This is a genomic window from Ectobacillus sp. OTK (assembly GCF_059698935.1).
Genome location: NZ_AP048547.1, coordinates 222,091 through 232,500 on the forward strand (window position 1 = coordinate 222,091; position 10,410 = coordinate 232,500).

Below are 10,410 nucleotides of genomic sequence, written 5' to 3' on the forward strand. Positions count from 1 at the left end.
GGTAAAGTACATGAGAGTTCGTATTTTCCAATATTTATAAATGAAGTTCGCCCGTTATCATAAGTGAAAAGTTCGACTTTGGGAAATATCAGCTAAGGGCATTTTCTGCGGGTGCGGGGAATGTCTTTTTTCAGTAGGTAGCAATACGAAAGAGAAAAGGAGAAGTAAACATTGACAACATTTAGAGAATTAGGATTAAGTGAACAACTGATCAAATCCGTAGAAAAAATGGGTTTTGAAGAAGCGACGCCGATTCAGGCACAAACAATCCCAACTGCGCTTGAGGGAGCAGATATTATTGGGCAGGCACAAACAGGAACGGGAAAAACAGCGGCTTTTGGATTGCCACTATTAGATAAAATCGATACAAAATCTGACACGATTCAAGGTATTGTTATTGCCCCTACACGTGAACTCGCAATTCAAGTATCTGAAGAGTTATACAAAATTGGCTATCATAAGCGCGTGCGCATTTTGCCGATTTACGGCGGACAAGATATTAACCGCCAAATTCGCTCTTTAAAGAAACACCCTCATATTATCGTCGGAACGCCGGGACGTATTTTAGACCATATTAACCGTAAAACACTTCGTTTGCAAAATATTGAAACAGTTGTCCTAGATGAAGCAGATGAAATGCTGAACATGGGCTTTATTGAAGATATTGAGGCTATTTTAAGCGATGTTCCAGAAGAGCATCAAACATTATTGTTCTCTGCTACAATGCCAGAGCCGATTCGTCGCATTGCTGAGCGCTTCATGAAGGAGCCTAAGGTTATTAAGGTTAAGGCAAAAGAGGTAACAATGCCAAATATCCAGCAGTTCTATTTAGAAGTGCAGGAGAAGAAGAAGTTTGACATTTTAACTCGTCTACTGGATATTCAGTCTCCGGAATTAGCAATTGTGTTCGGACGCACAAAGCGTCGTGTAGATGAATTATCTGAGGCTTTAAACCTACGCGGATATGCTGCTGAAGGAATTCATGGCGACTTGTCTCAGGCTAAGCGTCTCTCCGTCTTGAAAAAGTTTAAGGAAGGCTCTATTGAAGTGCTTGTAGCAACTGATGTAGCTGCACGAGGCTTAGACATTTCCGGAGTTACACACGTGTATAACTTCGATATCCCGCAAGATCCAGAATCGTACGTACATCGTATTGGCCGTACAGGACGCGCTGGAAAAACAGGAATTGCAATGCTGTTTGTAACGCCGCGTGAATTCGGACAACTGAAAAATATTGAACGTACAACAAACCGTAAGATGGATCGTATGAACCCGCCTACATTAGATGAGGCATTGGAAGGACAGCAGCGCCTGATTGCCGAAAAGCTGGCAAGCGTTTTGGAAACAGAAAACCTTTCTTACTACAAGCGCATGGCTGAAGAGCTATTAGAAGAAAATGATTCTGTAGCAGTGGTAGCGGCAGCGTTAAAGCTTATGACAAAAGAGCCAGATACAACACCGGTTCAATTAACTGAGGAGCCGCCTGTCGTGTCAAGGGATAGAAGCCGTGGCAGAGGCGGAGACCGCGGCAGAAGCGGCGATCGAAGCAGAGGCGGGGATCGTGGAAGAGACCGTGGCGGAGATCGTGGAGCAAGAAACCGCAAAGGCGGTCCTCGCAAGGATTTCCCAAGAGATCGTAATGATGGACGCAGCGGTGACGGACGCAGCCGTAAATCACCTGTAGCGAAGCAGCTGTAAGATAGAATATATGGAGGAAGCCTATACGACTAGTATAGGTTTCTTTTTTTTGCAGGTAAGAACGTATACCTTTTGGGTGCCGCCCTGCTCCCTTCTACAAAATAACCTTCCCTAGTGTACTGGCAAAACGCGCTTTTTCTTTTTCTTATACTTTGGGAATACTACATACATTCTAATTAAGAAAAGAGGGGTTGTATGCTCGTACGACTTGGCTACGTTGCCATGAGCGTCCATCCTCAGAACGCCTCGCCGTCTCAAACGATGACATTTGCACAATTTCAGCGCTTGAAAGATCGGGAAGCAGCCATCCGAAAGCTTGAGCGTATTGCAAACTCGAATTTGGAGAATTGCTTACGGTTGTTAAAGCATAATTCTGGTATTGAAGCAAAGCGAAAGGATGAAGCGTTGTTTCAGCTTATGCATGATATGCAAAAGCAGGAAGATATCGAAATAGTGGATGGGGCTAGCTTTTATGTCAAATAGAGCTAGCCTCATTCTTTTATAAAAAATGGCGATAGGATTCCCCCGGAGAGCAGTCCGCCTAGATGAGCAGCAATGTTTACCGAGCTTTCCAGGAAGGTCATGGAAACTAGGAAAAGAAGCAGAATGAATATGGTTAGATGTTGTTTCTCATAGCGATGTTTTTGGAGATAGAAGAGATAAAGCTGCATTCCTAGCAAGCCGAAAATAGCACCAGATGCTCCTATATGTATAAAGGAAAGAGGCATGAGAAAATAGGTAGCTATATTGCCGCAAATACCTGTAAAAAGAAAAAGGGAACAAAATCGCAATTTACCAAGCTGAGGTTCAAGATATGTTCCTAGGAGCAATAGACCTAGACAATTTGAAAGTAAATGAGAAAGATCTACATGAAGGAAAACGGGCGTTAGGAGCCGCCACCATTCCCCCGCAGCTGTACATGAATTGCAGCCGGCCCCAAGTGGAATGAGCAGGCGAGAAAAGCTCCAAGCGATTATCTGTATTGCTAGTATGGCGACGGTAACGGGAGGAAGACGAATCGGTAGATAACGGGATTGTACAATCAATTTCTACCCTCCTTTTGCGAAAAGTTGTTTGTCTCTGCTATTCTACACTATGAATGGAAAAAGAGAATTAGAAGAAGGAAGGTGCTTCTATGATTATTGGAACGGGAATTGATATTATTGAGCTGGATCGGATTGCAAAGCTAATGGAGGTGCAGCCGAAATTTTTGGAGCGTATTTTAACGGGACGGGAGCGAGAGAAAGCAGAACGGCTGCGTGGCCAGCGGAGAACGGAGTTTGTTGCAGGACGTTTTGCTGCTAAGGAAGCATATGCAAAAGCGGTTGGAACTGGATTTGGCAGGAACCTTAGCTTTTTAGATATTGAAATTTATAATAATGAACAAGGAAAGCCGGTTTTGCATGCTGCTTCTCCCTACACGATTCATGTATCAATTAGCCACAGCAGACAATTTGCCGTGGCTCAGGTGATTATCGAAAGCCCGTCAAGCTAGTCTGCATATTCCCCATTCTTGTCTCATATATTTGAGTAGCGGCAGGGAAGGCACAGCCTTCCGGTTACTTATGAGACAAAGGGGTTGAGGGAATGAGAAAACAGCTGTTATCATTGCTGCTTGGACTTTTGCTTATTGTTGCTTTAGCAGGATGCGGACAGAAAACCAAGGAAGATGTCGTCTCAGATTTAAAAGCAAAGGTAGAGAATATGAAGAGCTATCGAGCGGAGGCGAAGCTATCAATTAAAACGGGTACAGAGCCACAGGTGTATAGTGTGGAGATTTGGCACAGCAAGCCTTCCTATTACCGTGTAAATCTTAAAAATGCGAAAAAAGATCAAAGTCAAATTATTTTGCGTAATGATGAGGGTGTGTTTGTGTTAACACCGGCTTTAAACAAAAGCTTCCGTTTCCAAAGCGACTGGCCGCAAAATAGCAGTCAAGCTTATTTGTTTGAATCGCTTGTTCGAGACATTTTAAAGGATAAGGATGCAGTATTTAAAAGTACAGATCAAGCTTACGTATTTGAAACAAAAACAAATTACCAAAATAATAATATGATTCCAAAGCAAGAGGTTACCTTCAATAAAAAGGACTTGGCACCTGTTTCAGTCAAGTTGATGGATCCTGATCAAAATGTACTTGTGCAGGTAGACTTTTCGAATGTAAAATTTGACGCGAAGTTTGATAAGGGTGCATTTGATACAAAACGCAATATGTCTAGTGCACAAATGGAGGTACCAACAACGGCGGAGCAGGATAAACCGTTTTCTGTCCTATACCCAAGTGATGTACCGCAAGGAATGGAACGCAAGGAAGAAAAAGAGCTGCAAACTTCCGGCGGTAAGCGTGTTATTGTCACGTACAGCGGGAATAAAAAATCCTTTACCTTAATTCAAGAGAAGGCAAGGGTATCTGCAACTGGTACGGCCATTTCTGTAAGTGGTGAACCGGTAGACTTAGGCTTCACTGTAGGTGCCTTAACGGAAGATTCTGTAACATGGTCGTATAATGGGGTAGATTATATGCTTGCATCCAAAGGTTTGACGCAGGAAGAGCTTCTCATGGTAGCGCGTTCCGTCTATGAAAAGGCATCGAAATAGGGAGGGAAAAACGCGGCAGGGATAACTTGCCGCGCTTTTTTGAAGGAGTTTGTAGCTAGACAAGCTTGATGTATATTTTCAAATACATTGTATACAAACGAAAAAAGTGAGGCACGCTTCCCTTAATTTATCAACAGTCCTGTACATCAAATTCAGATCTTTTCCCTTTTTTGTCAGCAATATCGTTGACAACTGCTGCGCAGCAGGTCGATAATCAAGGGGGAATTACAAAAGCAAAAAAACGTGAATATATAAGAATAAGCATCGCATATCGTATAAGGGAAGTGTTCTTTGAATGAAAGGGTCAATGTTTTACCGCGATACATGGGTGGAGGTAGACTTGGATGCTATATATACCAATGTGGCCAACGCCAAACATCATGTAGGAGAAGGAACTGAAGTGATCGCGGCTGTTAAGGCAAATGCCTATGGTCATGGCTACGTACCAGTGGCGAGGACTGCTTTGGAGGCGGGGGCAAGTCGGCTTGCGGTTGCATTTTTGGATGAGGCGCTTTTATTAAGAAAAGAGGGTATTACAGCTCCAATTCTTGTATTGGGAGCTACGCGTCCTGAAGATGCTGCAATTGCAGCCGAGTATAACATCGCTTTAACGGTATTTCGTTCCGAATGGCTAGAGCAGGTGAAGCAAGGAAAGGAGTTTTCCGGCCCGCTCTCTTTACATTTTAAGTTTGACACTGGTATGGGGCGCCTCGGTATTCAAACGGAGGAAGAATTGGCAAGCTGTCTCCGTATGATGGAGGATGCGCCTTCCCTTCTTTTAGAAGGGGCATATACACATTTTGCGACAGCGGATAGTGTGGATGTGTCTTATTTTGAAGGGCAGTATGCACGATTTTTACAACAGCTGGAATGGCTGAAGAAGCGCGATATAAATCCGCCGCTTATACATTGCGCAAATAGCGCAGCTAGCTTACGTTTTACACAATGTATTTTCAATGCAGTCCGCATCGGGATTGCTATGTACGGTTTGACACCATCTCCTGAAATCAATCATCTCCTTCCTTATCCGTTAAAGGAAGCCTTTTCTCTCCACAGCAAAATTACGCATGTGAAGCAGGTGGAAATAGGAAGCGGCATTAGCTATGGCGCAACATATAAAGCTAGAGAGAAGGAATGGATTGCTACTGTGCCAGTCGGATATGCAGATGGATGGATCCGTAAAATGCAAGGGTTTGAGGTTCTTGCAGCCGGCCAGCGTGTTCCGATTGTAGGTCGCGTTTGTATGGATCAGTTTATGATTCGCCTTCCACACGAGCTGCCTGTCGGTACAAAGATTACACTGATCGGCAAGCAAGGTGGAGAATGTGTCAGTATAGATGATGCTGCTGTACATGCAGAGACGATTAACTACGAGATTCCGTGCCTGATTAGCTTTCGAGTCCCGCGTGTCTATATAAGAGATGGTGTAGTAGTCAAAACGGAGAATATATTAGTCGAATGAGAAAAGTTTTAGAGCGGTGAATGTTTTTCATTTTATATGGAAAACATAAGCAAGGAATCAGGAAGTCTTTGCAACAGAGCCCATACAATGGTATTATGAAAATAGGTGTCAATATATATCGGTGTGTGTAGTTGATGGTGGAGGTGTATTTTTGTGTCCGAATCGAGTGTAACTACTACAGAAATTGTTGTTCGTCTGCCGAAACAAATGGTAAATGAGCTAGACGGAATCGGAAAGCAAGAGAATAGAAACCGCAACGATTTAATTTGTCAGGCAACTCAGTTATTATTACGCCAACATAAGACAAAGAAACGTTATCAGCATGAGTCTATGAGACGTGGGTATATTGAGATGGGTAAGATTAATCTGGGCATCGCATCTGAAGCCTTCTTAGCAGAGTACGAAGCAGAGCATACAGTAGAACGCTTAGTTAGCGGGGGGTAATCCTTTGATTGTAAAGCGCGGCGACGTGTATTTTGCAGATCTTTCCCCGGTTGTTGGTTCTGAGCAAGGTGGCGTTCGTCCTGTTCTTGTCATCCAAAACGACATCGGAAACCGATTTAGTCCTACTGTCATTGTAGCAGCCATAACAGCACAAATTCAGAAAGCCAAGCTGCCGACTCACGTAGAAATTGATGCAAAAAGATACGGATTCGAGAGAGATTCCGTCATTTTGCTTGAACAAATCCGGACGATTGATAAGCAACGTTTAACGGATAAGATTACTCATTTGGATGAGGAAATGATGGGCCGTGTGGACGAAGCGGTACAGATTAGTTTAGGACTGATAGATTTTTAAACCATCACGAAGCTGCTCTCTTACTGGAGCAGCTTTTTTTTATCAGAAGATAAGAATGTATAACTTTTTAGGTGATGTCTAGTATCCGCGTTTTGCTCCCGCCTCCAGAATAATCTCTGGCACAAAAAGAAAAAGGCGTCGGAGCACACGTAAGGCTTCGATGAATCAGCTTCGCCCGAACCGAGCGTTTTGTGCACGGGTTGTTCTTCCCTAGGAGCAAAGGAGGACCGTGTTCACTTTTTTAGTAGTAAGAAGGAAGGCTGTCTAGCTTTCTTTTCTAGATATAGCTGGAGAAAGGTGCTTGACTGAGTGTTTTGCTGTAGGAACCAGGTAAGTTACATCCGTTTTTTTGAATGAGGAGGAGTGTTTTTTGCAGGCAGAGATGGTAGAAAGGCGTAATGTATTCATAACGAATATTTCAAAGGAGCTTGGAATTGCAGGAAAGCATGTGGCTAGCGTTATCAATCTGACTGAGGAAGGAAATACGGTACCATTTATTGCTCGTTATCGTAAGGAGATGACAGGATCCTTAGATGAGGTACAAATCCGTACCATTTTGGAGAAATGGCAGTATATCGTAAATTTGGAGGCAAGGAAAGCTGAGGTTCTTCGTCTTATTGAGGAAAAAGGCAAGCTGACCGATGAGCTTCGCCGCAATATTGAAGCAGCAGCAAAGCTGCAGGAGGTAGAAGACCTATACCGTCCGTATAAGGAGAAAAGACGAACAAAAGCGGCGATTGCGAAGGAGAAGGGGTTAGAGCCGCTAGCTAATTGGCTTCTATCTTTTCCGATGCACGGTGATGTTCTAGAGAGAGCGCGGGAATATATCGACATTGAGAAGGAAGTGCAAACAGAGGAAGAGGCAATACAGGGGGCAAAGGATATTATTGCCGAGCAAATTTCTGACGAGGCTTCCTATCGAAAATGGATTCGCGATGCTACGTTCCGAAAAGGAAGCATTTCTTCCTCGGTAAAGGATGGAGAAAAAGATGATAAAAAGGTATATGAGATGTATTATAGCTACACAGAACCAATTCAAAAAATTGTCCCGCACCGTATTTTGGCAATGAATCGCGGTGAAAGCGAAGGGGTTTTAAAGATAGCTGTTATGCCTCCGAGTGAAGAAATTGTGCAGTATTTATATAAACGTATGGTAAAATCTCATGCTTCGCCAGCAGCAAAGTACGTGGGAGAAGCAGCAGAGGATGCTTATAAGCGTCTTATTGAACCTTCCATTGAAAGAGAAATTCGTAAGGAGCTGACAGAGAAGGCCGAAGAGCAGGCGATTCATATTTTCTCTGAGAACCTTCGTAATTTGCTGCTGCAGCCTCCTATGAAAGGAAAGATTGTTCTTGGTGTTGACCCGGCATACCGTACAGGTTGTAAGCTTGCAGTCGTGGATGAGACAGGAAAGGTAATGCACATCGGAGTGATTTATCCGCATCCGCCAAAGGCTAAACCGGCTGAAGCGAGAGAAGCATTTATTTCAGTTTTACATACTTATAACATTGAGGTTGTTGCGATTGGAAACGGTACAGCATCTCGTGAGACTGAACAATTTGTGGCCGATATTTTAAAAACAATCGACCGCGACATTTTTTATATTATTGTCAATGAAGCAGGAGCAAGCGTCTATTCGGCTTCTGATTTAGCACGTGAGGAATTTCCTGAATTACAGGTGGAAGAGCGCAGTGCGGTTTCCATTGCTCGTCGCCTTCAAGATCCTTTGGCAGAATTGGTGAAAATTGATCCAAAGTCGGTAGGTGTTGGTCAGTATCAACATGATGTGTCTCAAAAACGTTTAAGTGAGTCACTCACGTTTGTTGTGGAAACAGCAGTTAACCAAGTGGGAGTAAATGTAAATACAGCATCTGTTTCTCTCCTGCAATATGTATCTGGTCTAACAAAGACGGTAGCTAAAAATATTGTAAAGCAGCGTGAAGAGAACGGAAAATTCACAAGCCGTTCCCAGTTGAAGAAAATTCCGCGCTTAGGAGCAAAAACATACGAGCAGTGTATCGGCTTTTTGCGTGTTTTGGAAGGAAGTAATGCTTTAGACAAGACGAGCATTCATCCGGAGCGTTACGACGATGTCATAAATCTACTCAAGCAGCTTGGATTTACAGTGGATGACTTAGGAAAAGACGAATTAAGGCAAGTTCTAGAGGAAGTCAACCTGCATGAGCTGTCAGGAAAAACAGGAATTGGCGAACCGACTTTGCATGATATCATTGATGCCCTCATCCGTCCAGAGCGTGACTTGCGGGAGGAATTCCAAAAGCCTCTCCTAAAGAAGGATGTTCTTCAATTAGAAGATTTAAAGCGCGGTATGGAATTAGAAGGAACTGTACGAAATGTAGTGGACTTTGGAGCGTTTATTGATATCGGTGTAAAACAGGACGGACTTGTTCATATTTCTAAATTAAAAAAGGGTTTTGTTAAGCACCCTCTCGATGTTGTTTCGGTTGGACAAATCGTGAAGGTATGGGTGGACGGTGTAGATATACAAAAAGGACGCGTTTCTTTGTCTATGCTGCCGTTATCGGAATAAAACAATCAAGGGAGTGAACACGGAGCACTCCCTTGATTAACGTTGAAGTTTCTTATAGAAAAACCAACACTCATTTAATATTCTAATTTGATAGCGGTTTTTTTCGAAATAGGCGCGGCGAATTTGATTTTGCAGCCAAGTGGGCACGAATATCCCTCCTCTAATGTAAGATAGGGCGGATATATGAACAGTATATGCGTAGGACGAAAAGAGGGTGTTAGAAAATGAAAGAAGAAGAATTACAACATCTTGTGGAGGAGGTATCCCTACAGTATTTCAAGCTGCCATTTTGTCATAAAGCATTGTTTAATAAGCGTCTTCGCACCACCGGCGGCAGGTATTTGCTGCAAAGCCATCATATTGAGCTAAGTCACAATTATTACGAAGCGTTTGGAAAAGAGGAACTCATAGAAGTAATTAAGCATGAGCTTTGCCATTATCATTTGCATCTAGCAGGCAAAGGCTATAAGCATCGAGATGCTGACTTTCGCAGGCTGCTAGCAGAAGTGGGAGCGCCGCGCTTTTGTAAAACGATTCCGGGTACAGACTCCAAAAGACGGCTTCCGTCATACATATATGAATGCATATCATGCGGGCTTCAATATGCACGAAAAAGAAGGGTAGATACAAAACGATATAGATGCGGAAGATGCAAAGGCAAATTAGAGGAGATGAAAAAACGTGTTGACACTTAAATTACGATAGAGTATTATTATAACGTGTCACAACGAAGACGAAATGAAAATAAAATGAAATCGTTGATTGACATTTTATATAAATGTTTGTAAAATATAAGAAGTCTCATCAAAAATGGTGAGCATCTTGATATAGAAGTGTTTTTGATTATTCCGCAATAGCTCAGCGGTAGAGCAATCGGCTGTTAACCGATAGGTCGTAGGTTCGAATCCTACTTGCGGAGCCATATAGAGAAGTACCCAAGTGGCTCAAGGGGCTCCCCTGCTAAGGGAGTAGGTCGGGTAACCGGCGCGAGGGTTCGAATCCCTTCTTCTCTGCCATATGGCCCGTTGGTCAAGCGGTTAAGACACCGCCCTTTCACGGCGGTAACACGGGTTCGAATCCCGTACGGGTCACCAACATTATGGAGGATTAGCTCAGCTGGGAGAGCATCTGCCTTACAAGCAGAGGGTCGGCGGTTCGAGCCCGTCATCCTCCACCATACTTGGTTCCGTGGTGTAGTGGTTAACATGCCTGCCTGTCACGCAGGAGATCGCGGGTTCGATCCCCGTCGGGACCGCCACTAAAACTTCTAGTGAATAGAAGTTGTTTTTTATGGGTATGTAT

10 protein-coding genes, 5 tRNA genes and 1 pseudogene are annotated in these 10,410 nt (G+C 43.4%); 14 read left to right on the forward strand and 2 right to left on the reverse strand.

Annotation, left to right across the window (positions count from 1 at the left end; translation table 11 throughout):
• Positions 1–171: 171 nt before the first annotated feature.
• Positions 172–1,698: a degradosome RNA helicase CshA gene (gene cshA / locus AC6HZ4_RS01245; protein ID WP_497493232.1), complete on the forward strand. Its 1,527-nt coding sequence runs from the start codon at positions 172–174 to the stop codon at positions 1,696–1,698.
• Positions 1,699–1,893: 195 nt separating this feature from the next.
• Positions 1,894–2,076, forward strand: a pseudogene (locus AC6HZ4_RS01250) (UV DNA damage repair endonuclease UvsE); the annotation flags it as partial.
• A gap of 113 nt (positions 2,077–2,189) precedes the next feature.
• Here the strand turns inward: AC6HZ4_RS01250 and AC6HZ4_RS01255 are convergent.
• Entirely contained in the window at positions 2,190–2,744 is a 555-nt protein-coding gene (locus tag AC6HZ4_RS01255) for a rhomboid family intramembrane serine protease (protein ID WP_497493233.1), read from the reverse strand.
• A gap of 89 nt (positions 2,745–2,833) precedes the next feature.
• Between AC6HZ4_RS01255 and acpS the strand changes: the two genes are divergently transcribed.
• The 6 genes from acpS to AC6HZ4_RS01285 all read left to right on the forward strand — a co-directional run bounded on the left by acpS (position 2,834) and on the right by AC6HZ4_RS01285 (position 9,108).
• Complete coding sequence (acpS, locus tag AC6HZ4_RS01260; RefSeq protein WP_497493236.1) at positions 2,834–3,193, forward strand: holo-ACP synthase; 360 nt, start codon at positions 2,834–2,836, stop codon at positions 3,191–3,193.
• 92 nt (positions 3,194–3,285) lie between these two features.
• The gene (locus tag AC6HZ4_RS01265; protein WP_497493237.1) at positions 3,286–4,296 is read left to right on the forward strand and encodes a LolA family protein; all 1,011 of its coding nucleotides are present in this window, start codon (positions 3,286–3,288) and stop codon (positions 4,294–4,296) included.
• Between the two features lie 295 nt (positions 4,297–4,591).
• Positions 4,592–5,758, forward strand: coding sequence for an alanine racemase (gene alr, locus AC6HZ4_RS01270; protein ID WP_497493238.1), 1,167 nt, complete (start codon positions 4,592–4,594; stop codon positions 5,756–5,758).
• A 153-nt stretch (positions 5,759–5,911) separates the two neighbouring features.
• A complete protein-coding gene (locus AC6HZ4_RS01275) occupies positions 5,912–6,202 on the forward strand; it encodes a CopG family ribbon-helix-helix protein (RefSeq protein WP_129731419.1) in 291 nt (96 codons plus the stop codon).
• Between the two features lie 4 nt (positions 6,203–6,206).
• Entirely contained in the window at positions 6,207–6,557 is a 351-nt protein-coding gene (gene ndoA / locus AC6HZ4_RS01280) for a type II toxin-antitoxin system endoribonuclease NdoA (RefSeq protein ID WP_497493239.1), read from the forward strand.
• A gap of 382 nt (positions 6,558–6,939) precedes the next feature.
• Complete coding sequence (locus tag AC6HZ4_RS01285) at positions 6,940–9,108, forward strand: Tex family protein (RefSeq protein ID WP_497495556.1); 2,169 nt, start codon at positions 6,940–6,942, stop codon at positions 9,106–9,108.
• Between the two features lie 36 nt (positions 9,109–9,144).
• Here AC6HZ4_RS01285 and cmpA read toward each other — a convergent pair whose 3' ends face one another.
• Positions 9,145–9,255, reverse strand: a complete 111-nt coding sequence (gene cmpA, locus AC6HZ4_RS01290) for a cortex morphogenetic protein CmpA (RefSeq protein WP_497493240.1) — start codon at positions 9,253–9,255, stop codon at positions 9,145–9,147.
• Between the two features lie 77 nt (positions 9,256–9,332).
• Between cmpA and AC6HZ4_RS01295 the strand changes: the two genes are divergently transcribed.
• The 6 genes from AC6HZ4_RS01295 to AC6HZ4_RS01320 all read left to right on the forward strand — a co-directional run bounded on the left by AC6HZ4_RS01295 (position 9,333) and on the right by AC6HZ4_RS01320 (position 10,366).
• Entirely contained in the window at positions 9,333–9,803 is a 471-nt protein-coding gene (locus tag AC6HZ4_RS01295) for a SprT family protein (RefSeq protein ID WP_497493241.1), read from the forward strand.
• A 152-nt stretch (positions 9,804–9,955) separates the two neighbouring features.
• Positions 9,956–10,030, forward strand: a tRNA-Asn gene (locus AC6HZ4_RS01300).
• Between the two features lie 3 nt (positions 10,031–10,033).
• Positions 10,034–10,124 (forward strand) — tRNA-Ser (locus AC6HZ4_RS01305).
• Positions 10,125–10,127: 3 nt separating this feature from the next.
• Positions 10,128–10,202, forward strand: a tRNA-Glu gene (locus AC6HZ4_RS01310).
• Positions 10,203–10,209: 7 nt separating this feature from the next.
• Positions 10,210–10,285, forward strand: a tRNA-Val gene (locus tag AC6HZ4_RS01315).
• A gap of 5 nt (positions 10,286–10,290) precedes the next feature.
• A tRNA-Asp gene (locus tag AC6HZ4_RS01320) sits at positions 10,291–10,366 on the forward strand.
• Positions 10,367–10,410: the final 44 nt, after the last annotated feature.

Coding starts and splice junctions, on each gene's coding strand:
- acpS (WP_497493236.1), top strand. CDS start 2,834: ATGATTATTGGAACGGGAATTGATATTATTGAGCTGGATCGGATTGCA.
- AC6HZ4_RS01265 (WP_497493237.1), top strand. CDS start 3,286: ATGAGAAAACAGCTGTTATCATTGCTGCTTGGACTTTTGCTTATTGTT.
- alr (WP_497493238.1), top strand. CDS start 4,592: ATGAAAGGGTCAATGTTTTACCGCGATACATGGGTGGAGGTAGACTTG.
- AC6HZ4_RS01285 (WP_497495556.1), top strand. CDS start 6,940: ATGGTAGAAAGGCGTAATGTATTCATAACGAATATTTCAAAGGAGCTT.
- AC6HZ4_RS01295 (WP_497493241.1), top strand. CDS start 9,333: ATGAAAGAAGAAGAATTACAACATCTTGTGGAGGAGGTATCCCTACAG.